The 24,433-nt window shown below is 71.7% G+C and carries 21 protein-coding genes; 7 read left to right on the top strand and 14 right to left on the bottom strand.

What is annotated here, in order from left to right:
• Window positions 1-145: 145 nt before the first annotated feature.
• From ABZ374_RS40320 to ABZ374_RS40310, 3 genes are read right to left on the bottom strand one after another with little or no spacing between them, the layout of a single operon-like run.
• Window positions 146-985, bottom strand: a complete 840-nt coding sequence (locus ABZ374_RS40320) for a hypothetical protein (protein ID WP_360321780.1) — start codon at window positions 983-985, stop codon at window positions 146-148.
• Window positions 982-1,998 (bottom strand): fatty acid desaturase, encoded by a 1,017-nt coding sequence (locus tag ABZ374_RS40315; RefSeq protein WP_360321777.1) that lies wholly within the window; start codon window positions 1,996-1,998, stop codon window positions 982-984. The genes ABZ374_RS40320 and ABZ374_RS40315 overlap by 4 nt, the downstream gene beginning before the upstream one ends.
• Before the next feature lie 7 nt (window positions 1,999-2,005).
• Window positions 2,006-3,145: an amidinotransferase gene (locus tag ABZ374_RS40310; RefSeq protein WP_360321774.1), complete on the bottom strand. Its 1,140-nt coding sequence runs from the start codon at window positions 3,143-3,145 to the stop codon at window positions 2,006-2,008.
• Between the two features lie 281 nt (window positions 3,146-3,426).
• On the opposite strand from ABZ374_RS40310, the gene ABZ374_RS40305 reads away from it, so the two are divergent.
• The gene (locus ABZ374_RS40305) at window positions 3,427-3,999 is read left to right on the top strand and encodes a papain-like cysteine protease family protein (RefSeq protein WP_360321771.1); all 573 of its coding nucleotides are present in this window, start codon (window positions 3,427-3,429) and stop codon (window positions 3,997-3,999) included.
• A gap of 11 nt (window positions 4,000-4,010) precedes the next feature.
• On the top strand, window positions 4,011-4,856 hold the full coding sequence (locus ABZ374_RS40300; protein WP_360321768.1) for a hypothetical protein: 846 nt from the start codon (window positions 4,011-4,013) through the stop codon (window positions 4,854-4,856).
• 67 nt (window positions 4,857-4,923) lie between these two features.
• Here ABZ374_RS40300 and ABZ374_RS40295 read toward each other — a convergent pair whose 3' ends face one another.
• From ABZ374_RS40295 to ABZ374_RS40265, 7 genes are all read right to left on the bottom strand, one after another.
• Window positions 4,924-5,823, bottom strand: coding sequence for a carbon-nitrogen hydrolase family protein (locus ABZ374_RS40295; protein ID WP_360321766.1), 900 nt, complete (start codon window positions 5,821-5,823; stop codon window positions 4,924-4,926).
• A 31-nt stretch (window positions 5,824-5,854) separates the two neighbouring features.
• Window positions 5,855-6,505 (bottom strand): carbon monoxide dehydrogenase subunit G, encoded by a 651-nt coding sequence (locus tag ABZ374_RS40290; RefSeq protein WP_360321763.1) that lies wholly within the window; start codon window positions 6,503-6,505, stop codon window positions 5,855-5,857.
• 15 nt (window positions 6,506-6,520) lie between these two features.
• The gene (cutA, locus tag ABZ374_RS40285; RefSeq protein WP_360321760.1) at window positions 6,521-8,959 is read right to left on the bottom strand and encodes an aerobic carbon-monoxide dehydrogenase large subunit; all 2,439 of its coding nucleotides are present in this window, start codon (window positions 8,957-8,959) and stop codon (window positions 6,521-6,523) included.
• Window positions 8,956-9,498, bottom strand: coding sequence for a (2Fe-2S)-binding protein (locus tag ABZ374_RS40280; RefSeq protein WP_360321757.1), 543 nt, complete (start codon window positions 9,496-9,498; stop codon window positions 8,956-8,958). Before ABZ374_RS40280 ends, cutA begins: the two co-directional genes overlap by 4 nt.
• Complete coding sequence (locus ABZ374_RS40275; protein WP_360321754.1) at window positions 9,498-10,418, bottom strand: xanthine dehydrogenase family protein subunit M; 921 nt, start codon at window positions 10,416-10,418, stop codon at window positions 9,498-9,500. Before ABZ374_RS40275 ends, ABZ374_RS40280 begins: the two co-directional genes overlap by 1 nt.
• 55 nt (window positions 10,419-10,473) lie before the next feature.
• Window positions 10,474-11,952: a solute carrier family 23 protein gene (locus tag ABZ374_RS40270; RefSeq protein ID WP_360321751.1), complete on the bottom strand. Its 1,479-nt coding sequence runs from the start codon at window positions 11,950-11,952 to the stop codon at window positions 10,474-10,476.
• A gap of 259 nt (window positions 11,953-12,211) precedes the next feature.
• The gene (locus tag ABZ374_RS40265; RefSeq protein WP_360321748.1) at window positions 12,212-13,867 is read right to left on the bottom strand and encodes a PucR family transcriptional regulator ligand-binding domain-containing protein; all 1,656 of its coding nucleotides are present in this window, start codon (window positions 13,865-13,867) and stop codon (window positions 12,212-12,214) included.
• Window positions 13,868-14,206: 339 nt separating this feature from the next.
• Between ABZ374_RS40265 and ABZ374_RS40260 the strand changes: the two genes are divergently transcribed.
• From ABZ374_RS40260 to ABZ374_RS40250, 3 genes are read left to right on the top strand one after another with little or no spacing between them, the layout of a single operon-like run.
• Window positions 14,207-15,154 (top strand): DUF2877 domain-containing protein, encoded by a 948-nt coding sequence (locus tag ABZ374_RS40260; RefSeq protein ID WP_360321745.1) that lies wholly within the window; start codon window positions 14,207-14,209, stop codon window positions 15,152-15,154.
• Window positions 15,138-16,616, top strand: coding sequence for an FdrA family protein (locus tag ABZ374_RS40255; protein WP_360321742.1), 1,479 nt, complete (start codon window positions 15,138-15,140; stop codon window positions 16,614-16,616). The genes ABZ374_RS40260 and ABZ374_RS40255 overlap by 17 nt, the downstream gene beginning before the upstream one ends.
• Window positions 16,613-18,034, top strand: coding sequence for a DUF1116 domain-containing protein (locus tag ABZ374_RS40250; RefSeq protein WP_360321739.1), 1,422 nt, complete (start codon window positions 16,613-16,615; stop codon window positions 18,032-18,034). Before ABZ374_RS40255 ends, ABZ374_RS40250 begins: the two co-directional genes overlap by 4 nt.
• Window positions 18,035-18,169: 135 nt before the next feature.
• On the opposite strand, the gene ABZ374_RS40245 is transcribed toward ABZ374_RS40250, so the two are convergent.
• From ABZ374_RS40245 to ABZ374_RS40235, 3 genes are read right to left on the bottom strand one after another with little or no spacing between them, the layout of a single operon-like run.
• Window positions 18,170-19,276, bottom strand: coding sequence for an XdhC/CoxI family protein (locus ABZ374_RS40245; protein WP_360321736.1), 1,107 nt, complete (start codon window positions 19,274-19,276; stop codon window positions 18,170-18,172).
• A 6-nt stretch (window positions 19,277-19,282) separates the two neighbouring features.
• The gene (locus ABZ374_RS40240) at window positions 19,283-20,452 is read right to left on the bottom strand and encodes a VWA domain-containing protein (protein ID WP_360321733.1); all 1,170 of its coding nucleotides are present in this window, start codon (window positions 20,450-20,452) and stop codon (window positions 19,283-19,285) included.
• Window position 20,453: 1 nt separating this feature from the next.
• The gene (locus tag ABZ374_RS40235) at window positions 20,454-21,356 is read right to left on the bottom strand and encodes a MoxR family ATPase (protein ID WP_360321730.1); all 903 of its coding nucleotides are present in this window, start codon (window positions 21,354-21,356) and stop codon (window positions 20,454-20,456) included.
• A 270-nt stretch (window positions 21,357-21,626) separates the two neighbouring features.
• Here ABZ374_RS40235 and ABZ374_RS40230 point away from each other — a divergent pair, with 270 nt between their 5' ends.
• The gene (locus ABZ374_RS40230) at window positions 21,627-22,904 is read left to right on the top strand and encodes a sensor histidine kinase (protein ID WP_360321727.1); all 1,278 of its coding nucleotides are present in this window, start codon (window positions 21,627-21,629) and stop codon (window positions 22,902-22,904) included.
• 36 nt (window positions 22,905-22,940) lie between these two features.
• Complete coding sequence (locus ABZ374_RS40225) at window positions 22,941-23,615, top strand: response regulator transcription factor (RefSeq protein WP_360321724.1); 675 nt, start codon at window positions 22,941-22,943, stop codon at window positions 23,613-23,615.
• 21 nt (window positions 23,616-23,636) lie between these two features.
• On the opposite strand, the gene ABZ374_RS40220 is transcribed toward ABZ374_RS40225, so the two are convergent.
• A complete protein-coding gene (locus tag ABZ374_RS40220) occupies window positions 23,637-24,392 on the bottom strand; it encodes a nucleotidyl transferase AbiEii/AbiGii toxin family protein (RefSeq protein ID WP_360321721.1) in 756 nt (251 codons plus the stop codon).
• Window positions 24,393-24,433 lie beyond the last annotated feature (41 nt).

The following is a 24,433-nucleotide window of genomic DNA, read 5'->3' as shown; positions in this document are numbered from 1 at the left end:
CGGCACCGCCACGCCGTCCCTGTGCGCCGCGGACGGCACCGCGTGCAACCCGGCGGGCATCTCCGCCAACAGCCTGCGGATCGGCGCATACCTGCGCCGCCGCACCCCCACCCGTCCCCCCGTTCCCCAAGCGCGTCCCGAACGCTCAGGTCCACCAGACCAGTTCGCCATCACCGCCCAGGGCCGTGAAGCACGTCAGCAACAATCGCGCGGCGGGCTCGGCGTGTTCGCTGCCCACCACCGCATGCGCGAGGTTGCCGTCGATCACGCACAGATCGCCGCCGCCGACCGGCAGCGTCAGGTGGGCGTGGCCGGCCAACAACTCCGGCGGATACGGAAAGCCGCTGTACGTCAAGCCCAGGGCCGCCCGTGACGCGTCGTCCGGTTCGACGTTCCACAACCGCAACGCGCCGGTCCCCTGCGGAACCTGCGGGTAGACGTTGACGGCCATCACCCGGGACAACCGCTGGATCTCGAAACCCGCCTGGAGCGGGTCGCGAAGCTGGGCGACATCGTCGTGCGGCATGAGTTGGTACGCGCCGGTCTGGTTCCAGCACACCGCCTTCGAGTCGCCCGCCGCCTGGTCGCCGTGCACCGCCGGGCGGGCCCCGGCCACCACGCCCTCGTCGACCAGCGCGTCGCGCAGGGCCGCCACCGGATCGAAGGCCCCCTCGTACAGGGCCGCGACCGCATCCGCCGACTTCGCCACCTCGGAGAGGTATTCCGCGGTGGTCTTCTCGATGTGCGAGGCCCCGACGAAGTACCCTTCGACGCCGTCCTGTCCCGCCCCGTAGCGCGGGGTACGCCGCTCCGAGGCCCAGAAGTTGGCGGTGATGCGCGCACACTCCTGCGGGGTGAGGAACCCGGTCACCCGATGGGCGGCCAACTCGCCGTGCAGCACGTCGCGCACGGCGGACAGGTCCACCACGCGCGCCGTCTCGTGGACACGAAATCCCGTCGCGGGCAACGCCCGCCCGCTGATCACGACGCACTCCCGAATTCGGTCACGGAGCCACCGGAAGCCCCCGACGCACCCGATGCGCCGGCCGCCCTGCCCGCCGCCTCCCGATGCAGCAACGGCCGCCCCCGATCGAGGAATCCGAGCATCGCCGGAACCGGGCTGATTATTCGCGGCCCGGCGGCCAACCTGGCCCAGTTGCGCTCGCGCACCTGCGGCATCTTCGACCAGTGCATGCCCGGGCTCAGATGGTGTTCCTGATGGAAGCCGTCGTTGAAGGTGAGCAGGTTGTACAACCGCCCGTAGTGGCTCACCGAGTCGGCCGCTCGCGAGCCCGGGTCGGCTCCGTAATGCCGGTAGTAGTTCTGCACGTTCACCATGGTCAGGGCCACGAAGAAGGCCGGCAGGTAGCTCAACAGCAGCCACTGCCAGGAGATCACCGCGAGCAGCGCGGGGGTGAGCACGTGCGCCGCCCGATCCGCCCGGATCAGCCGCAGTTCGCTGCGCCGCCGACTCTCCCGGCGCGAGGCCAGCGCGTGCAGCGTGCTCTCGCCCGGACCGACCCGCCACAGTCGGACCACGTACGACACTTCGCGGGCACGGTCGAGCAACGACTCCAGTGCCCCGCCGAGCGCGTAGCGCAGCAGCGGGGCGTGCTCTCCGTCCTTGCCCCCTCGGTAGGTCGAGGTGGTGTCGCGGGTGGTCCCGTCCACGCCCGGCGCGTCGTTGTTGAACCGATGGTGGTTGCGCACGTGGGTGAGTCGGTACGCCTGCACGGACTGGCCGATGTTGGCCGAATTGAGCACCGACACGGCCGCGTTCAGTCGATCGGAGGTGAACCAGGGCACGTGCGCGAACAGATGGGAGACCACGATGATGTTGTAGGCCGTCATCACCGCGAGCGCGGCGGTCCCGCCCGCCTGCGCCGGGATCGAGGCGTCGTCCCAGCGCACCGCCAGCCAGACGGTGGTGGCGAACTGGGCCACGCTCAGGCCCAGGAGAAGCGCGTCCTTCGGGGTGTTCCGCCAGATCCGCGTCACCGTGACCTCACAGGTAGGATTCGAGCGTGCCGCGCCGGCGCACATCGAGCGTGGCGCAATGGAACGAGCCGCCGAAGCTGTTGAAGTTGCGGAAGTCGCACGGGATGGGCGTGAAGCCGAACCTGCGCATCGCGTCGATCATCGGCTCGTCCTGGCGCTCCACGACGACGCGGTTCTCGTCCAGCATCAAGATGTTCATGTTGAGCCACTTGCTGGTCATGTAGAGCGGATGCCCGTCGGGGATGACCGGCTGCGGGGCGGCCATTACATCCCACCCCTTGAACAGCTTCGGCACCTCGGGGACCCGGTCCGGGTGGATCAGCAGCTTCCCGGGGGCCATCGGCACCAACGTGGCGTCGATGTGCATCGGATGCGAATCCTCGAACTCGAAGACGTGGATCCGGTATTCGTCGCCCAGGTGGCGACGCAGCCACTCGATGCCGAAGGTGTTGGTGACATTGCTGGTCTGGGCGATTATGTCGCGCCCGCAGCGGGTGAAGTCGGCGGCATCGAAGGTCGGTTCGAACTCGGTGACCACCAGTCGGGTCGGGCCGTCCTCGCCGGGATCAGTCCAATCCTGGTCGTATTGCTCGTCCTTGAGTTCCGGTTTGGGTGCCGCGCTCCATCGGGCCCCGGCGTGGAAGTACTCCTTCAGGAGCGGCCGGTAGGCCAGCGTCTCGAAGTAGCGCGACCGCCAGGCCATCGGGCATTCGATGATCTCGTCGCCGACCACCAACAGCGCGTCGCGGGGCATCGCCGCGTACATGCCGGTGCTGGTCCAGTCCAGGGTGCGGTACTCCTGCTGCTGGGGGATGGGTTCCGGGCGGCGCACGGTCACCCCCTCGGCTTCGAGGAGATGGACGAACCCCTCCAACTCCCGGCGGGCGGCCTCGACCTGCTCGGCGGGGAAGGGGCGGCCGGCCCGGTTTCTGAAGGTCGCGTGTTGGTCGGCGGGCAGGACCGGTGGCAGGGACATATGCCAGGTGGGGAAGCCGGCGCCGTCGACGATGCCGACGATCACCTCTTCCAGTGGATCCCACTCCGTGTAGGAGCCGACGGGATACCCCGAACCGGGGTTGCCGGTAAGGGTCTTCGGTTGTGGTGGGGCGGTCGGTGTGGTGACTGCGTCCAGATGGTCGAGACTCATGGTCCACTCCTCGTCGGGTGGCTCGGCCGGCCGGGCCGCACTCGTCGCACAGAGTGCATGGCCTGTAACAGATGGAACGCCATGGTCACCCTTGGAGACAACCCCATCACGTTAAGTTTGTTCGGCTGGGGTGCGTCGTGGGGACTTCCCTGTGCTTATACGACGGCTCGTTCCTTCGGGTGTCGTTCCCGGGTGGCGCGTAGGCGACGTGGACATTTCGCGCTGTCATGTGATCGCAGGATCGCTCGAAAATCGTCATGTCCACACAGGAAAGCAGGAGTATGAGCAGATTCCGGTTCGCGAACGGCGCGTCCGTCATCGCGTTGACGGCCTCGGGGTTGCTTCTCGTCGCGAGCGGCACGGCCCGGGCGGAAAGCAACTACGACCAAATCACCATGCTCAAGCAGGAGAAGACCCAGTGGTGCTGGGTGGCCTCCGGACTCACCATCGCCAAGTTCCAGGGCTACGGCACCACCCAGGCGGACTTCTGCACCCGCGCCGCCGCGAAGAACAGCGGTCTGAGCTGCGACAACCAGCCCGCCACGCTCCAGGACATGGCGAACGCCTGGTCGAGCCTGGGCATGAAGCAGACCGGTACCGGCCTCTCCAGGGCGGCGACGTTCAATGAGGTGAGCACCGACGTCAAGGCCGCCCGGCCGATCGGCGCCCGCATCGGCTGGAGATCCGGCGGTGGCCACATGAACGTCGTCTACGGCTACGACACCTCGAACAACACCATCGGCGTGGGCGATCCGTGGAAGGACACCCAGACCTACACGTGGTGGAACTACAACGACTATGTGAACAACAGCTCGTTTGTGTGGACCCACTCCAGGACCGGCATCTCCCAGTAGAAGGAGGCGACATGCGAGACCCAGACACGTCCATCACCCGCAAGAGGAATCGTTCCGTCCGACTGTCCGCCGTCCTGGCACTGAGCGCGTCGGCACTGCTGACCGCCGTCGGTCCGGCCGGCGCCGCGGACATCCCCGACCCGCAGGCCGCGCTGGACCTGGTGAAGTCCGCCGAGGTGCACAACGCCGTCTGTCGCTTCCTTTCCGTACCGCTGCCCCAGGGCGACTCCCGGACGCCGGTGAACATTCCGGACAATCCCGAACCGTGCCGGGACCTGCCGGTGTTCACCGTGAAGGACCCGCTGGCGGTCAACGAGATCACGCCGGACTTCGTGGCCGGCACGGCCCTGCCGATCCCCGGCCAGGCCATCGCGCTCAGCCATCTCGTGGCCTCGCTGGACGCCCCCGTCAACGGCCGCAATGCCACCGTCATGCTCGCCCCGACCCAGGGCGGCGGCTGGCACCTGGCGGCCGTTCGGGACGGCGATGTCGACAGCACGTACGCCGGCAAGGCCGAGGCGGGCACCGCGGTGTTCACCGAGCCGCAACTGCACGCCTGGTACCGGCTCAAGGCCACCACCGTCGAGGCGCTCGACGACCAGGCCATGGAGGGTCTGGGCGGCCGGTCCACGGCCTCGCTCGGCGACTACCAGAAGCTGGTCAAGGCTCGCTACGCGGACAAGCTGCCCGGGTCGGACTACGACACCAAGGGCATGTCCAGCGGCTTCGCCACCACCGACCCGGCGGACGACTCGTCGTCCGCCACCGCACTGGTGGTCGGCGGTTCGAGCGCGGCACTCGTACTCGCGGGCGGCGCCGCCTTCCTGCTCCGCCGGCGGCGCGGGCACACCGGCTGAACCCCGCCCTTCGCCCCGGCCCCCGCCGACACAGGGGGGGGACCGGGGCGAAGCGAGGGGCCGGCGTCTACCCGTGCGGGAAACTCGTCTTCGCCGGACGGACCAGGTCCTCCGCGTAGTTCGCGATCAGGTCCAGGTTGCGATCCGCCAAGTGGTCGAAGACCTGGGGGATGTTCGACCCCGGGGTCAACGATGCCAGCGCCCGCTCCGGGTCCAACCGGGCCGAGACCCACCCCTCGTGCGAGGAACCGCGCGCGACGACCTCCGCGCCCGGCGTGACGATCATCGAATTGCCGAAGTACAACACGCCGGCCGGGTCGCTGCCGGTGGCGTTGGCGCCGATCACGTAGACGTGGTTGTCGTACGCCCTGGCCCGGCAGGTCAGTTCCCACAGGTCGGCGGAACGCAGCAGCGCCGACGGGCGGCAGATGATCTCGGCGCCGTGCACGGCCTGGATCCGGCTCAACTCCGGGTAGTCGCCGTCGAAGCAGATGATCATGCCGATCCGACCGAGGTCGGTCTCCACCACGCTGACGTACTCACCCGCCGTCACCCACCCACCGCGCGACCGCAGTTCGGGCCCGAACGGGTGGGTCTTGCGGTAGACGCCGAGCACCCGGCCGTCCGGCCCGGCCAGCACGGACGAGTTGTACACCACGCCCCGGTCGTCGCCGCGCTCGTAGGTGCCCCACACCAGGTGCACGCCCAACTCCCGGGCCCGCTCCTGGAACGGCTCGGTGAGCGCGCCGGGGACGTCGTCGACCAGGTCCCACAGCTCCTCGGCGCTCAGCGCCGGGGTGAAACCGGTGGTCACGCTTTCCGGCAGCACCACCAACTCGGCGCCGGTGGACTCGACGCAGCGGGTCACCCAGTCCAGCGCGTGGGCGATGTTCGCCTCGACCACCGCCGCCGTGAGCGGTCCGGGCTGGGGGACGACCTGGACGGCCGCCGCCGTGAAGGCACGCATGGTTGCTCCTTTCCGTGCAGGCGAGGACGGATCAGCGCCGACGGGCGATCACGCCGCCGACGATCGCACCGAGCAGGGCCACCGCGGCGCCGAACAGGGCGCCCTTGGCGAAGTCGTCGCCGAGCGAGGCGGTCGGCGCCGCGAACGTCCCGGCCGGCAGAGCCGGCGCGGCCGCGACGCCATCGGCCGTCGCCACCACGGGAGTTCCGTTGACCGCCGCGGGCACCGGGGTGAGCGGCGTCTGTCCGGTCAGGATCTTGTCGACCGACTTGAAGAACTCACCCGCCGTCTTCTTGGCGACACCGGTGAGCATGCGCTGCCCGACTCCGCCGATGACGCCGCCCACCACGGCCTCGGCGTCGTACTCCAGCCGGGTGCGCCCGCCGTCGATGTCCGCGAGGGTGACCTTGACCTCCGCGCTGACCGTGCCCGGGCCGCCGGAGCCGGACGCCTTGAGCATGAACGAGCCCGGCGGCACCTGGTCGGTGAGCTGCACGTTGCCCAGGTAGGTGCCCTTGATCGAGGCGACGCCCATCGTCACCGTCATCCGGTACGCGTCCGGACCGGTCTCCTCCAGCTTCTCGCAGCCGGGGATGGTGCGGGTCAGTACCGCCGGGTCGTTCAGCGCGGCCCAGACCTTGTCGGCCGGCGCGTTCAGGATGGCGTTTCCTTGGACCTTCATGCTGGGTCGTGCTCCTTAACGGTGGGCGCTGCGCGGGGCGGGCTCGTGGTCGGCGCCGCGGCGCAGGGCCGGGATCTCGCCGGCGGCGAACCGCTTGCGCAGGTGGAAGAGTTCGGACGGCTGGATCGGCATCCGCACGATCGGGAAGCCCTCGGCGTCCTCGATCGCGGAGGCGAACACGGCCGCCGCGGGAATCACCCCCGCCTCGCCCGCGCCCTTGATGCCGAGCGGGTTGAGCGGGGAGGGAGTCTCCAGGTGGTCGATCTCGATCTTGGGCACCTCGCTGGCGTACGGCATCAGGAAGTCCATGAACGAGGCGTTGACCAACTGGCCGTGCTCGTCGTACTCCATGCGCTCGTACAGTGCGCCGCCGACACCCTGGGCGACGCCGCCGTGCACCTGGCCCTCGACGATCATCGGGTTGATCAGGTGTCCGCAGTCGTGCACGACGCAGTAGCGCAGGACGCGGATCTCGGCGGTGTCCGGATCGGTCTCCACGATCACCGCGTGCATGCCGTTGGCGAAGGTCGCGGTCGGCGGCGAGTAGTAGTCGCGGCCCTCCAGGCCGGGTTCGTCGTCCTCGGCCACCGGCGGCTTGGTCAGGTCGGCGGTGCCGGTGAGCTGGGTGGCCGCCTGGGACGCCTCGTCGAAGGCGTAGCGCAGCGGGTTGGACAACACCGCGACCGTGCCGAGCGCGACGGACGAACCGGGGCTGCCCTTGACCCGCACGTGCCCGTCGACGATCTCCAGGTCGCGCGGATCCGCCTCCAGCGCCTCGCCCGCGATCCGCAGCGCCTTGGCCTTGACGTTGCGCGCCGCCAGCGCGATGGCGTTGCCGCTCATCACCGCCGCCCGCGAGGCGAACGTGCCCACCGCGTAGGGGAATCGGCGAGTGTCGCCGGTGGTCACCGTGACGTCCTCGATCGGCACGCCCAACTCGTCCGCGACGATCTGCGCGAACACCGTCTGGTGCCCCTGGCCCTGGCTGGTCAGCCCGGTGGCCACGTTGACCTTGCCGGTGGTCTCGACCTGGACGTGGCCGCCCTCGTACGGGCCCACCCCGGTGCCCTCGACGTAGCACGCCACGCCGATCCCGACCCGACGACCCTCGGCCCGCGCCTGCGCCCGGTACGCCTCGAACTCGTCCCAGCCGACCAGCTTCTTGAGCGCGTCCAGCGACGCCGGGAAGTCGCCCGAGTCGTAGATCAGCGGCCGGCCGTCCTGGAACAACAGCCCGTGGTCGTACGGCATTTCGTTCGGCTGGATGAAGTTGACCGCGCGCACCTGGGTGCGGTCCTTGCCCAGGTGGTCGGCGATCGCGTCCATCGCCCGCTCCATCGCGAACACGCCCTGTGGGCGGCCGGCGCCGCGATACGGCGTCACTATCACCGTGTTGGTGTAGAGGCTGCGGAAGTCCACCCGGTAGGCGCCGGGCTTGTACGGGCCGAGCAACTGGGTGGAGGTGATGATCGGGACGATGATCCCGTACGGCGTGTAGGCGCCGTTGTCGTGCAGGATCTCCACGTCCAGGCCCAGCAGTCGGCCGTCGTCGTCGAACCCGACCCGTACCGTCTGGAGTTGGCCGCGTTCGTGGGCGGCGGAGATGAAGTGTTCGCGGCGGTCCTCGGTCCACTTGACCTCGTGGTCGAGCAGCCGGGCCGCCCACGGGATCAGGATCTCCTCGGGCCAGGGGTGCACGATCTTGACGCCGAAGCCGCCGCCGACGTCGGGGGTGACGCACTCGACGCGGTCCAGCGGCAGGTCCAACTTGGCGGCCACGGCGGCGCGTACGCCGGTGGAGGTCTGGGTGGAGGTGTACACCCGCAGGCTCGCGTCGGCCGCGTCCCAGCGGGCGTAGACGCCCCGGCCCTCCATCGGCATGCACGCGCTGCGCTCGATGTCGAGCTTGAGCTCCAGCCGGTTCGGCGCGGCGGCGATCGCGGCGGGCGCGTCGCCGACCTCCTGGACGAAGTGCGCGGCGCAGTTGCCCGGCACGTCGTCGTGCACCAGGCGCTCGGCGCGGTGGGCGTTCTCGATGCCCACCACCGGCGGCAGCGGTTCGTACTCGACGGTGATCCGCTCGCAGGCGTCCTCGGCCAGGTAGCGGTCCCGGGCGACGACCATCACCACGGCCTCGCCGACGTGGTTGACGAACTCCTTGGCCAGCGGGTAGGCGGTACGGCCGTGGGTGAGCGAGGGGTGTGGGATGAGCAGCGGCAGCGGCTCGGCGACCCGGCCGGACAGGTCCTCGTAGGTGTAGATCGCGATCAGGCCGTCGACGTCGAGCGCGCCGGTGACGTCGATCCCGGTGACCCTGGCCCGGGCGTGCGGACTGCGCACGAAGGCGGCCTCGTAGGCGCCCTGGCCCAGGTCGTCGAGGTAGCGGCCGTTGCCGACCAGCAGCCTCAGGTCCTCGGTGCGCTGTACGGGTGCGCCGAACATCTTGGTGGTCATCGGGCGTCCCCCTCGGCCTGCTCGGCCTGCGCGGCCCGGCGTTCGTCGGTGATCTCGGCGGCGCGCAGTACCGACTTCACGATGTTCTGGTACCCGGTACAGCGGCACAGGTTGCCGGAGACGGCCTCGCGGGCCTCCTCCTCGGTGGGTGCCGGGTTCTCCTCCAGGAAGGCGGAGACGACGGTGAGGAAGCCGGGGGTGCAGAAGCCGCACTGGAGGCCGTGGCACTCGCGGAACGCCTGCTGCACGGGGTGCATGGTGCCGTCGGCGTCGGCCAGTCCCTCGACCGTGGTGATCTCGTGGCCCTGGGCGCTGACCGCGAACATCAGGCAGCCGCGCATCGGCTTGCCGTCCACCCGGATCGTGCACGCGCCGCACACCCCGTGCTCGCAGCCCACGTGGGTGCCGGTCAGCCCCAGGTCGTGGCGCAGGCAGTCGGAGAGCAGCCGGCGCGGGGTGACGGTGGCGGTGCGCAGGACGCCGTTCACGTTCAGCCGGATGTCGAGGCGTTGCTCGGTGGGGATCTGCGTCTCGGTCATCAGGCGCTCCGCTCGTCGGTGCCGGTGCTGCTCGGTGCGGTGGGGTTCGGGTCGACCAGGGCCGCGCGTTCGGTGGCGGTGCGCAGGGCGCGGGCGGTGAGTACGCCGGCCAACTGCATGCGGTACTCGGCGGTGGCGTGGATGTCCGGCTCGGGCTCCAGGCTGCCGGCGGCCAGCTTCGCCGCGTCCTCCCAGACCGCGGTGTCCGCGGTGCGGCCGATCAGCGCGTCGGTCAGGTCGAGCACGAGCGGGACGGGCGAGAGCGAGAGGTAGGCGGCGCGGGCCGAGACGATCCGCAGGTCGTCGTCGACGGTGACCGCCGCCGCGACGCCGCACATCGCGTAGTCGCCGTGTCGGCGGGCGATCTCGGTGAACTCGGTGCCGGTGCGGCCGGGCAGGTGCGGGAAGTGCGCGGCCACGGCCAACTCGCCGGCTTCGATGCACGATTCCAGCGGTCCGAGGAAGAAGTCCTCGGCGGCGACCGTGCGGGTGGCACCCTTGCGGGCCAGGGTCATCGAGCCGCCGAGCAGGGCCAGCACCGCGGTCATCTCGCCGGAGGGGTCGGCGTGCGCGAGGCTGCCCACGGTGGTGCCGCGGTTGCGGATCACCGGGTGGGCGACCAGGCGCAGACCCTGGCGCAGCAGGGGGACGACCGCGTGTGCGGCCTCGTCCGCCTCGACCTCGGCGTGCCGGGCGAGCGCGCCCACCGCGACGCCGCCGGGGTCGGTGCGGACGTAGGAGAGTTCGGCGAGCCCGTTGATGTCCACCAGGTGGGCCGGGGCCGCGAGTCTCATGTTGAGCATCGGAATCAGACTCTGGCCGCCGGCGAGGACCTTCCCGTCGTGGCCGACCGCGTCGAGGGCGTCGAGAGCCTCGGCGAGATCGGTCGGTGCGTGATATCGGAATGCCGGCGGCTTCACGGTGTCGTCTCCTCCTGGTGTTCGCGTGCGGTGGTGCGCGTCGGGTGGGTCGGCGTCAGCTCGACGTCGGCGGCGCCTTCTTCGGCGGAGCGGCGGCGGTGGAGCCGGCCAACGGCTGTGCCGCGGGCCGGTGTTCCTCGACGGTGCCCAGGGACAGCGCGGTGCCGCCCTCCAGTTCGACGTCGACCGGGGCCTTGGGGTCGCGCATGTGTGCGGGGGCCAGGGCGTGCAGGGCGTGGTAGATCACCAGCGTGACTATGGTGCCCAGCGCGATGCCCTCGATGGTGAAGTCGTCGTTGAACTTGATCGCGACGCCGCCGATGCCGATCACCACGCCGGCCGCGACCGGGACCAGGTTGATCGGGTTGGCGAAGTCGACCTTGTTCTCGATCCAGATCTTCGCGCCGAGCAGGCCGATCATGCCGTAGAGCACGACGGTGATCCCGCCGAGCACACCGCCGGGGGTGGCCGCGATCAGGGCGCCGAACTTGGGACACAGGCCGAACAGCACGGCGACGACGGCGGCCACGTAATAGGCGGCCGTGGAGTAGACCCGGGTGGCCGCCATGACGCCGATGTTCTCGGCGTAGGTGGTGGTGGGCGAGCCGCCGACCGCGCTGGCCATCATGGTGCCCAGGCCGTCCGCGGTGATCGCCTTGCCCAGGCTGCCGTCCAGGTCGGCGCCGGTCATCTCGGAGACCGCCTTGACGTGACCGGCGTTCTCCGCGATCAGCGCGATCACGGCGGGCAGCGCGACCAGGATCGCCGAGGTCTTGAAGTCCGGGGCGTGCGTGGAGGGCATCCCGAACCAGTCGGCGGAGGTGACGCCGGAGAAGTCGACCCGGTCGTGCGCGAATGCCTTGCCGTCGTGCTGACCGGGCTGGACCGAGGTGATCTGGCCGAAGCCCTTGTCGAACAACCACGACAGCGCGTAGCCGAAGACCAGGCCGAGGAAGATCGCGATGCGGGACCAGAAGCCGCGCAGCAGCACGGTCATCGCGATCACGGCGGTCATCGTCAGCAGGGCGATCCACTGGTCCTGCGGCCAGTAGACCTCGGCCACCACCGGCGCCAGGTTGAAACCGATCAGCAACACCACGGCGCCGGTGACCACCGGCGGCAGGGCCTTGTTGACGAGTTCGGCGCCGAGCAGGTGGATCAGCACACCGGCGAGCGCGAGTACGGCGCCGGCGATCAGGATCGCTCCGGTCACCGTGGCGCTGGAGCCGCCGGCGGCGCGGATGGTGGCGACCGCGCCGACGAACGCGGCGCTGGTGCCGAGGTAGCTGGGGATCTTGCCCTGCACGATGAGCAGGAAGACCACCGTGGCCAGACCCGACATCATGATGGCCAGGTTCGGGTCCAGACCCATGACCACCGGGAATACGAATGTCGCGCCGAACATCGCGACGATGTGTTGTGCTCCCAGACCGATGGTCCGACCCCACGAGAGCCGTTCGTCGGGGCGTACGACCTCACCCGGAGGTGGGGTGCTGCCGTCCCCGTAGAGCTTCCATCCCAAGCCGAGTGCCATGTTCAGCCGCCTTCCAGGCGTAGGGGGGTGCGAGGGCGATTCGTTGTCGCACGACCCGGCACGGTGAGCGCGATCCGGTGGAGTCCGCCGTTCTCGCCACGAGGTTGGGGGAAGGTTATGGACGGGTCGGACACTGCGGCTTGGGTGATAGGTGACAGATCCGGCCCGGCGGTGTTGTGGAATTCACCCAAGGTTTGTTGCCTTCGTGTGTCGGCGTATGGATGAACAACCAAGGGTCTCTCCGTACGTGCGCGTTACGCTACAGCCCGCGCATGCGGCGGACCTGGAGCGCCAGCATGATGTTGAGCCGCAGATGCGAATCGGTGGTGAACGCGCCGAGCAGCCGTTCCAGCTTCCCGATCCGGTAGCGCAGCGTGTTGTAGTGGAAGTGCAGGATCCGGGCCGTCTCGGCGACGTTGAGGTTGGTGTCCAGCAGCACCTCCAGGGTGGTGCGCAGGTCGGTGGTCTCCTCGTCCTCGCGACTCGCGAGTTCCCCGAGCGTCTCCCGCATGAAACTGGTCAGTTCGGCGGAGTCGGGGACCAGGCTGAGCAGCCGGTACACACCCAGGCTGTCGAAGTCGGCGATGCCGCCCGGGCCGTGCATCTGCCGGCCGACCTTGGCCGCGCGGCGGGCCTGTTCGTAGGCTTCGGGCAGCAGCGCCGGGTCGGTGACCACGCGGCTGACGCCGGTGGAGAACGAGCGGCGTCCGCCACCGCCGTCGCCGGAGACCTGGGCGACCATGTGTCGGACCAGTTCGCCGGGCGGGGTGCGCTCGGAGGCGCCCATCACCACCACGACCTCCTGGCTGTAGCCGACCACGGCCGCGCGCGGATCGCGTTCGCGTACCACGATGCCCCACGCGGTGGCGAAGCGTTCGTGTGCGGGCCGCAGGTCGTCGCTCTCCGGGTCGGGGCCCTCGCCGGGTTCGAGCTGCGCGACCACCACGGTCAGCGGGCGGTCGATCGCCCACCCGAGCGAGGCGCAGTGCCGGACGGTGTGCGCCGGATCGCCGGCCCGGCCGGCCAGCAGGTCGCGCATGAAGTCGCCCTGGTACTTGCTCTCCACGGCGGCGACCGCGAGTTCCTTGGTGATCACCAGCGCCGCGGTGGCGGCGGCGCGTTCCAACACCTGGATGTCGCTCTCGTCGAGCGTGCGGCCGGCGGAGATCAGCACCACCCGGCCGTGGTCCAGGGCGCCGGCCAGGATCGGCACCAACGCCACCTTGGCGGCGGGCTCCTCCAGGGCCCGCGCGCCGTGCTTGAAGCGCTCGACCCGGAACCGGCCGGTGGCGTCGAACACGCCGCGCCCGGACGCCTTGGCCTCGACGCCCTCCGAGGCGGAGGAGGCGAGCAGCCGGCCGTCGGGCGTGGTGACCATGACGGTGCCGCCGAGCAGCCGGCTGAGTTCGTCGGTGATCGCCTCCAGGCCGCCGCCCGCGAGCACCACGCTGACCAGCGCGCGGTGCGCCTCCTCGGAGCGGGCCAACACCGCGGCCTGCCGGTTGAGGATGTCGGTGAGCACCTGGTTGAGGATGTCGTCGAAGGCGACGTCGTCGGCCAGCCGGATGATCGGCAGGCCCACCCGATCGGCGGCCGCCAGCATGTCGGCGGGCAACTCGTCCAGGTAGCGGCCCAGCTTGATGCCCACTGCGGCCAGCCGGCGCGACTCCAGCTCGGTGACCAGGTCGCACAACGACTGCGGGGTCTCGCGCAGCGGGTAGCCGGTGGTCAACAGGAGTTCGTGCGGCTTGGTCCAGGGCAGGATGTCCGGGACCTCCATCACGTTGAGCCGCTGGACGACGCGGTCCAAGCCGCGCTCTCCCGCCATCAGTCGGGCGCCGGACAGGCTGGAGAGGCTCAGCACGTCGCGGACCGACACGCCGCGAACGAGCGTGCCGGTACTCGCGGTTCGCACGCCGCCGGGGCCTTCCCCAGGGCTTGGCAAATTACGCGAATTAAGTGCGCCAAGGTTGGCAACTTGCTCCATTCGAGGACCATAGCCATTGGATTACGTTCACAACAGACATAGAGCGGTCCGATTCAAGTCGTTTCGGGAAAGCAGTCACCTCGTCGCTCACCCGACCCGGGGGCCTCGACCACACCGCGTTCACCACCGGCACGCACGGCTTCGTTCCGTATCGCATCGGCTCCGCACCGCCTCGAAACCGCTTCGATCCCGCACCGCACCGCACCGACCGCGCACCGCTTCGCATCCGTACCGCTCGCATCCGCACCGTTCCCGGGAGGCACCATCGTGGTAGGCCCGGGAGAGCACGACGAGCCGGTGGCGAAGTCGGTGCCGGGTTCGGCCTCGGTACGCCTGCGTGCCGTGCTGGAGCGGCCGAGCCGGCCCGCCCGGGTGCTCGGCGTCTTCCCGGCCGCGATCTACCTGGCCGACCCGGACGGCACCGTCCTGACCCTGTGCACGCACGACGCGGTCCGGCTGCCCAACGCCGTCGTGCTCACCGCCCGCACCGCCGCGTCGCCCTTCCCCGGGCCGGCCGGCCGCATCGACGCCCGGATCGGCGACGGTCGGGTGGGCCTGGGCGCGCTGGAGGTGACGGCGGTCCGCTGGTGGACCCCGCCGCGCCCGCCCGCACCGGGCGACGCCGACGCCCGCCGGGCCGGCCGCGCCGCGCTGCGTGGCGCACTGGCGCCGGTCCGCACCGGGCTGTCCGGGCAGGCCCGCGCCGACCTGGCCGAGCTGGGCCGGTACGCGGCGACCGACCCCGAGCGGGCCGGCGCCGCCGCGCTGCGCCTGATCGGCCTGGGCCCGGGGCTGACCCCCAGCGGCGACGACGCGCTGTGCGGCTTCCTGCTCGCCCGACGCCTGCTCGACCCCGAACCCGGTGGCGATCGGCCACCCGACACCCTCGGCGCCCGGATCGCGGCACACGCCCCCGGCCGCACCACCGACCTGTCCGCCGCCCTGCTCGGCCACGCCGCCGGCGGCGACGGCTGCGCGCAACTGGTCGACCTGATCGGCGCGGTCGGCCGCGGCACCGACGTACTCCCGCGCCTGCGCCACCTGCTGGCGGTGGGCCACACCTCCGGCGCCGACCTCGCCCACGGCGTGCTGGCCGGGGCCGAGGCGGCCGACGCAGGCGCCGTACCAACCGTGGCCGAAGCCCCGTACGGGCCCGGCGACGGAACCGAACTCCCGTACCCCGAAGGAAGGAGCGCCCGTGAGCAGCGCGCTTGAGCTGCGCCGCGGAACATACCGAGACTCGGTCAGCCTGATGCAGGTGAGCCGATCGGTAGCCGCGGTGGACGGGGTGACCAAGGCGCTCGTCGCGATGGCCACCGAACTCAACGTCGGCCTGTTGGCGGGCATGGGCTTCGAGACCCCCGACGGCGCAGGACCCAACGACCTGATCGTGGCGATCCGGGCGGACGACGAGGACACGCTGCGGCGCGCCCGCGAGGTGCTGGAGGAAGCCCTCGTGTTGTCCACCGGCGGCGGCACCGGGATCGGCTCCGCCGCCGGCGTGCCGCCGCGCACGATCCGCACCGCCGCGAACGCCACGCCCGGTGCGAGCCTGGCCCTGGTCTCGGTGCCCGGCCCGCACGCGTTCGCCGAGGCGATGGACGCCCTCGAAGCCGGCCTGGACGTGCTGATCTTCAGCGACAACGTGCCGGTCGAGCAGGAGATCCGGCTCAAGGACGCCGGCCGTGAACGCGGCCTGCTGGTGATGGGCCCCGACTGCGGCACCGCCATGGTGGGCGGCGTCGGGCTGGGCTTCGCCAACTCGGTGCGCCCCGGCCCGATCGGCCTGGTGGCCGCCTCCGGCACCGGATCGCAGGAACTGATGTGCCTGCTGCACGCGGCCGGCAGCGGCGTCAGCCACTGTCTGGGGGTGGGCGGTCGCGACCTGAGCGAGGCGGTCGGCGCGCGCTCGACACTCCAGGCGCTGGCGATGCTGGACGCCGACCCGGCCACCGAGCTGATCGTGGTGGTCTCCAAGCCGCCCGCCGACTCGGTCGCGGCCGAGGTCGAGCGCTACGCCGCGACGCTGAGCACGCCGGTGCAGTTGGCCTTCCTCGGACAGGGCCGGGACGACCTCACGGCCGCCGCGACCAAGGCGCTGGCCGCGATCGGACACCCGGGTGTGCAGGACCGGGTCTGGCGGCCCGACGCGGCCCGTGCCACCCGCACCGGCGCGCTGCGCGGGCTGTTCTGCGGCGGCACGCTGTGCGACGAGGCGATGATCATCGCCGCCGACCGGCTCGGGCCGATCGCGTCCAACATCCCGCTGCGCGCCGACTGGGCGCTGCCCGCGGACCTGCGCGCCGCCGGGCACCTGATGATCGACTTCGGCGACGACGGCCTGACCGCGGGCCGCCCGCACCCGATGATCGACCCGAGCCTGCGCCTGGAGCGGCTCGCCGAGGAACTGGCCGACCCGGCCTGCGCCGTACTGCTCCTGGACGTCGTGCTCGGCCACGGCGCGCACGCGGACCCGGCCGCCGACCTGGCCGAGGTGCTGCGCGCGGCCGGGCCGAACGCGCCCACCGTGCTGATCTCGCTGTGCGGCACCGACCTGGACCCGCAGGACCTGGAATCCCAGGCCCGGACGCTGACCGCCGCCGGCGCCGAGGTCCACCTGTCCAATGCCGAGGCCGCCCGGCGCGCCGTGGCGATCGTAGAAGGGCTCGACGCGTGAGTGCTCCCAACCCCAACGGCGGCTCGCTGCTGACCCGGGACCCCTCGGTGGTCACGGTCGGCGCCGAACTGCTCGCCGACGCGCTGGCCGCCCAGGCCGTCCCGGTCACCGCCGTCGACTGGCGTCCGCCGCTGCCCGGCACCGCCGACGCGCTGGCCACCGTGCTGGCCGACGCGCGCCGCGAGGCGGCCAACCGGGTCGCCATCGAGCGGGTGCTGGCGTCCACGCCGCATCTGGTGGACGTCAAGCCCGCGAGCGAGGCACTGGGTCTGCGGGCCGGGCAGTTCCGGCACGCCGGGCCGCCGATCGACTGGGCGCGGGCGTCCGGGCCGATGAAGGGCGCGCTGATCGGCGCGGTGCTCTTCGAGGGCTTGGCCAACTCGCCCGAGGCGGCGGAGAAGTTCCTCGCCGAGGGGCACGCCGAACTGGACTCGTGCCATCACCACCACGCGGTGGGCCCGATGGCGGGTGTGGTCAGCCCGTCGATGTGGATGTTCGAGCTGGAGGACACCACGCACGGCACACGCGCGTGGTGCTCGCTGAACGAGGGCCTGGGCAAGGTGCTGCGCTACGGCGCGTACGGGCCCGAGGTGATCGACCGGCTGCGCTGGATGTCGGCGGTGCTGGGCCCGCTGCTGCGCACCGCGGTGCGCGCGGGCGAGGCGATCGACATCCGGGCGATCATCGCGCAGATGTTGCAGATGGGCGACGAGGGCCACAACCGCAACCGCGCGGGCACCCTGATGCTGCTGCGCGAACTGCTGCCGAACATGATCGACAGCGGCGCGCCGACCTCGGACATCGCCGAGGCGGCCCGCTTCGTCGGCGGCAACGACCACTTCTTCCTGAACCTGGACATGCCCGCCTGCAAGCTGGCCATGGACGCGGGCCGCGACGTGCCCGGCTCCTCGCTCGTGGTGGCCATGGCCCGCAACGGCACCGACTTCGGCATCCAGGTCTCCGGCACCGGCGACCGTTGGTACACCGGCCCCGCCGAGGTCCCGGACGGCCTCTACCTGGGCGCCTACGGCCCGGACGACGCCAACCCGGACATCGGCGACTCGGCGATCACCGAGACCGCGGGCATCGGCGGCTTCGCGATGGCCGCGGCGCCGGCGATCGTGCGGTTCATCGGCGGCGAGGTGGACGACGCGCTCGCGGCCACCCGCCGGATGTACGAGATCACCCTCGCGGAGAACCCGGCCTACCAGATCCCGGTGCTGGACTTCCGCGGCACGCCGACCGGAATCGACGTGACCAAGGTGGCCCGCACCGGCATCCTCCCGCAAATCAACACCGGCATCGCCGGCAAGGTCGCGGGCACCGGCCAGGTCGGCGCGGGCCTGGTCACCCCGCCGGCGGACTGCTTCGTCGCGGCGATCCGGGCGCTGGCCGAGGCGGCCCCGCCGCTCGGCTGATCCGGAGGCAACCGCAGGGAGCCCGCCGCGCGAATCGCGCGGCGGGCTCCTTCGTGTGTGCGGTGCTCGGCTTCGGGGGCGCTCCGGCGGTGCTCCACCGCGTGGCCCGGCCCGCGATGCTCCGCCGGGTGGAGGTCAGCGGTGGATGCTGCCGTCGGTGAGCGACAGCGGGCGCGCGGAGCCGCCGTGCCGGGCCTGGATGATCTCGGCGAGCACCGCGATCGCGGTCTCCTGCGGGGTGCGCGCGCCCAGATCCAGACCGATCGGCGAGTGCAGCAGCGCCAGCTCGGCCTCGGTCACGCCCGCCTCGTGCAGCCGGACCAGCCGGTCGGCGTGCGCACGCCGGCTGCCCATCGCGCCGACATAGGCGAGCGGCAGCCGCAACGCCCGGACCAGGACCGGCACGTCGAACTTGGGATCGTGGGTGAGCACGCACACCGCCGTACGCCCGTCCACCCGGGTGCCCGCCAGGTAGCGGTCCGGCCAGTCCACCACCAGCTCGTCGACGTCCGGAAAACGCTCCGCCGTCGCGAACACCGGCCGCGCGTCGCACACGGTCACCCGGAACCCGGCCAACGCACCCATCCGGGCCATCGCCACCGCGTAGTCGTTGGAACCGAACACCAACAGCCGAGGGCGCGGCACGTACGAGCGCACGAAGACGATCTCGTCCTGCCGCACGCCCAGCGCCTCGACCGGCACCAGCGCGTCGCCGTCGGGGTGCGCCAGCGTGGTGCGATCCGCCGCGAGCAGCTCGCGCAGCGCCACTGTGAGCGCACGGCTCGCCTGGCCGTCGGCCTCCCGCTCCGGCCCGACCACCACCCGGGCGCCGAGCCGATCCCGGTCGGGCGTCGCGACCACGGTGGCGACCGCGAGCGGGCGACCCTCGCGCAGCGCGGCGATCAGCTCGGGAAACTCCGGATAGCGCGCCGGGTCGACCGGCTCGACGTAGACCTCCAGCGTGCCGCCACAGGTCAGCCCCACCATCAACGCGTCGTCGTCGCTGATCCCGTAGGCGGCGGTGCGCGGCCGGCCCTCCCCGATCACCTCCAGCGCCAACTCGTACACCGCGCCCTCGACACACCCGCCGGACACGCTGCCGAGCGCCACGCCGTCGGCGGACACCGCCATCACCGCACCCGCGTCCCGCGGGGCACTGCGCAGCGTGGACACCACCGTGGCCAGCGCGAAGGTGCGCCCGTCGCGGTACCACGCCTCCAGGTGGTCGAGCAGTTCACGCATCGTCGTTCACCCGGTCCGTCGTTCGTCGACCAGCAGTGCACACAATTCCTCCAGCGCGGCCAGGCTGTGCCCGGCGACAAAGTCGTCAACGTACGGCAGCGCCGCCGCCATACCGGCCGCAAGGGGTTGATACCCCTCCCGGGCCCGATGCGGATTCACCCAGATCACCCGATGAGCGAGCCGATGCAGGCGGGCCATGCCCACCGCGAGCCGATCCGGCTCGCCGCGTTCCCATCCGTCGGAGGCGATCACCACCACCGCGCCCCGGGCCACGCCCCGCCGACCCCAGTCGGCCAGGAAGGCGTGCAACTGGTCGCCGAGCCGGGTCCCGCCGCTGAAATCGGGCACCGCGGCGGACGCGGCGGCCAACGCCCGATCCGGGTCGGTGTGGCCCAGCTCCCGGCTGATCCGGGTCAGCCGGGTCCCGATGGTGAACACCTCGGTACCGCGACGCCGGCGCGCCGCGGCGTGGCCGAAGCGCAGCAGCGCGTCCGCGTACGGCGCCATCGAGCCGCTGACGTCCAGCAGCAGCACCAGCCGGCGCGGGCGCACCACCCGCTCGGCATACCGCAGTCGGTCGATCTCGCCGGTCCGCAGCGCCGCCCGCACGGTGCGGGCCCGGTCGATCCGGCCGTGTCGGGCCGGCCGCCGACGCCGGGTGCGGCGCATCGGGGCGGCCGGGCGCAGCAGCGCGAGCAGTCGGCGCAGCTCGGCGCGCGCGGCCGGATCGAGCAGGGCGATGTCGCGCCGGCGCAGGACCTCGGTGCGGTCGGCGGCGGCGACCCGCGGTTCGGCACCGTGCTCGTCCCGCTCCGGCGGGGCCTGCTCGGTGCCGGGCAGGCCGACGGCCCGCTCGACGTCGACGCCCGGCCGCCGACGCCCCGCCGGCGGTTGTTCGCAGCCGAAGTACGCGGTGAACGCGGCGTCGTAGCGGGCCAGTTCCTCCCGCGCGGAACACAACGTGAGTCGACCCGCCCAGTACGTACCCGAGCGCCCGTCGGCGCCCGACTCGGCGGCGGCGGTCAGGAACGCCTGCACCCGTCCCGGATCGGCCCCCACGCCGGCCGCCCGCACGGTGCGGGCGAAGGCGACCAGGGTGGCGACCCCGTCGCGGCGCACCGGTGCGGCGAGGGCGGCGCGCACCGTGGTGGCGTCCGGCACCCCACGCGCGGCCATCTCAGCCGCCTGCCGCGAGCAGCCGATCCAGCCCGTGCGCCCGTACGCTCGCCAGGTCCTCGCGATGCTTGAGCACCGCGCCGAGCGTGCGGGCCGCCGCGTCCGGATCCAGGTCGCGCACGCCCAGTACGAGCAGCGCGCAGGCCCAGTCCAGGGTCTCGGACACACCGGGCGGCTTGACCAGGTCGGCCGCGCGCAGTCGGCCCACGGCGCGCACCACGTCCTCGGCCAACCGGGTGCTCACCTCGGGCAGCCTGCGGCGCACGATCGCCACCTCGTGCGCGTGGTCCGGGTGATCGAGCCAGTGGTAGAGGCAGCGCCGTTTGAGCGCGTCGTGCAGTTCGCGGGTGCGATTGGAGGTCAACACCACCAGCGGCGGCACCTTCGCCGCGATCCGGCCCAGTTCGGGCACGGTCACCGCGAAGTCGGACAGCACCTCCAGCAGGAACGCGTCGAACTCGTCGTCGGCCCGATCCACCTCGTCCACGAGCAGCACCGCCGGTGCCGCCTCGATCGCCCGCAACACCGGCCGGGCGATCAGGTAGCGCCGGTCGTACAGGCCGGCCTCCAGGGCCGCCGCATCGGTCTCGCCCGCCGCGCCGGCCGCCCGCAGATGCAACATCTGGCGCGGAAAGTCCCAGTCGTACAGCGCCTGCGACGCGTCCAGACCCTCGTAGCACTGGAGCCGGAACAGCGGTAGGCGAAACGCGTCCGCCAGGGCCCGGGCCAGCGCGGTCTTGCCCACTCCCGGCTCGCCCTCGACCAGCAGCGGCCGGCCCATCCGCAGCGCGAGCCAGGCGGCGGTGCCGATGCCGTCCCCGGCCAGGTAGTCCACGCCGTCCAGCCGGGCGACCACCGCCTCGGGCCCGTCGACGTCCTCGCCGTCCCACCACGCCTCAGCCACGGCACACCCCTCGACGCGCATCCTGCCCGGCCCGTCGGGACGGGCGACCGGTGTTCAGTGGATATCGCTGTTCAGTACATGCTGTGCAGGCCGCGCACACGACGGCAACATCTGCCAAATCAGGACGCGATCCCTGCACATCCGTGCCGGCGCGGGGCCACCGGATCCGCACCACTCGCGCACCGCGCGGCGATCTCCACCCAGCGTGGTAGGCACTTGTCGACCGTGGGTTCGACGACCGATCCGCGATCGCGGGCTACGCTGCGCCGAATGCGGGCGCGAACGCTGTGGAGCAGGCACGCCGTCACCCCTCCGCCGATCGTGGTGGACGCGATCCTGGCGTTGTCCTACATCGTGGTGAGTCTGCTGCTGGCCCACGAGGATCCCACCGGGGACTGGCGCAGGACCGACATGTTCGGCTTCGTGCTGATCGTGGTGATCAACCTGCCGCTGATCGTGCGCCGGCGCGCCCCGGTCGCGGTGCTCTCGGTGATGCTCGCGCTCCAGATCTGGTACATCGCGCTGGGTTACTGGCCGGTGGTCAATTCGCTGGGCACGCTGATGGCGACCTACACGGTCGCCGCGCACCGCCCGATCCGGAACCTGCTCTGGTGCGTGCCGGCGGTGGGTGCGACCTGGTTGTACGCCGGGCTGGCCGCGGACGGCGGTTCGATGGCCACCGTCGTCGCCCAGGTCCTGGTCGTGCCGCCGGGGATCTGCTGGTTCGGCGTCGCGGCCCGGCGGCTGAACGAACGCAACGCGCAGTACGCGGCGTTGACGCGGCGACTGGCGCGCGAGCAGGAGGCCCGGGCCCGGCGTGCGGTCACCGACGAACGGGTGCGCATCGCCCGCGAGTTGCACGACGTGGTGGCCCACCACGTATCGGTGATCTCGGTGCAGGCGGGGCTGGCGGAGTACGTGTTGAGGTCCGATCCGCCCACCGCCGAGGCGGCGTTGCGCACAATCGGCGAGACCACGCGCGAGACGCTGGACGAGATGCGCCGGATGTTGATGTTGCTGCGCGCGGACGACGAGGACATGTTCGACCCGGACGAGGCGCCGCCGGACGCCGCACGGGGGCGGACCGCCGACGATCGGCTGGATCCGGCGCCGGGGCTGGCCCGATTGCACGAGGTGGTGCGCCGGATCCGGGCGGCGGGGGTCGACGTGCGGCGCGAAACGGTGGGCGTCGAGCGCCCGTTGTCGCCGGGGATCGAGTTGTGCGCGTACCGGATCGTCCAGGAGGCGCTGACCAACGTGCTCAAGCACGCGCGAACCGCGAAGGTGGACCTTTTGGTCGACTATCGACCGCATCATCTGCGGATCACCGTGACCGACGACGGCGGCGGGCGGCCGATGGTCGCACCGCAGGGTTGCGAAGCGGGCACAATCGGTGGGGTGGCGGCGCACGGGTTGATCGGCATGTCCGAGCGGGCCAAGCTCTACGGCGGGACGCTCGTTGCGGGACGGCGGCCCGATGGGGGGTTCGAGGTCGACCTCGTCCTGCCGATCCCGGCCGAGGCCGCCGGGAGCGCCGGGGACGGCTAGGCCGCCGTGTACCGACGGGACGGAAGGAACGACGGGGTGACCAAGGTATTGGTGGTCGACGACCAGGTCCTGATCCGGGCCGGACTGGCCGCGTTGTTACGCGCGGCCCCGGGGATCGAGGTGGTGGGGGAGGCATCCGACGGGGCCGAGGCGGTCGACCTGGCCGCGAAGTTGCATCCCGAACTGATTCTGATGGACATCCGGATGCCCGGGATGAGCGGCGTGGTCGCCACCGAACGCGTCCTGGCCGCCGCCGAGGGCACGCCGCCTCGGATCGTGGTGCTGACCACGTTCGATCTGGACGAATACGTCTATGCCGCGTTGCGGGCCGGGGCGTCCGGGTTCCTGCTCAAGGAGATCGGCCCGCAGCGGTTGCTGGCCGCGATCGACGCGGTGATGGCCGGCGACATGTTGTTCGCGCCCAGTGTCACCCGGCGGCTGATCGAGACCTACGTCTCGTGCGCCGCCGCGGCCGGCGGCGGCGCGGTGCCGCCCGACCTGGAGGCGTTGACCGGGCGGGAGTTGGAGGTGCTGCGCCTGGTCGGCCGGGGCATGGCCAACAACGAGATCGCCGGCACCCTGGTGGTCACCGAGTCGACCGTCAAGACGCACTTCAACCGTGCGCTGGCCAAACTGAACCTGTCCAGCCGGGCCCAGGCGGTGGTGTTGGCCTACGAGACCGGCCTGGTCACGCCCGGCGGCCGGCGCTGATCGAGCACCGCGTGGGCGCGCTCACCCGGGTTGGTCGCCGGACGGTCCCTCCGCCGGGGTCACCGACTCCGCCAGTGCCGCGAGCTTGGCCAACACCCCGGGGTCCAGCGCGGCGGCGATCGGGCGGCTGTGCCGGACGGAGAGCTCGGCGAACCGGTCCTGGAACCAGGCTCGGACGGCGGCGACCCGGGCGGCCGGCGCGCCGAACCGGGCGAAGTCCACGTCCTCGCGCTCGGTGACGTGCTTGAACGCGGTCAGGACGTCCTCGGCGCGCAATTCCCGGTCGTAGGCCAGGGCGAGGTCGAGCAACCGGTCGATGTCGTAGTGGTCGGCGAGCGCGAAGACGTCGAAGGCGTCCCGTACTTCCGAGCGCAGGGCCAGGGTGACCAGCTTGGCCGCGGCGAGGTCGTCGGGGTGCAGTACCGCGACGCCGGCCACGACGGCGGGCTCGTGCGTGCGCGGTGCGACGTGCAACGTGAGCGGCGTGCCGCGGCCGGGCCCGGCCGGGCGCACGTTCATCCGGACGAACGCCTTGCCGCCGGCCCTGCCGTCGACGGTGACCCGCCAACCCTGCTCGGTCAGGGCCGCGGCGATCGTGGTGCGGGCGGCGGTCAGGCGCTTGGCGTCGCGCGCCGCGAGCGCGAAGTCGACGCCGTCGCCGTCCCGGTCGACCAGGCCGTGTCGGCGCAGGCCCCGAGCCCCGGCCAGGGCGACCCCGAAGGGCTCGCCGGCTGTCGCGACGGTGTGGACGAGTTGTTCTTCGGGGCTGTGCGGCACGGTGTCCGGTCCTTGGCTTCGGGGCTCACAGGGTACGTGGG

Source organism: Embleya sp. NPDC005971, from assembly GCF_040629175.1.
In the GTDB taxonomy this organism is placed as follows: domain Bacteria; phylum Actinomycetota; class Actinomycetes; order Streptomycetales; family Streptomycetaceae; genus Embleya.
Note: the sequence above shows the minus strand (reverse complement) of the source record. Positions and strands in the feature narration are given on the sequence as shown.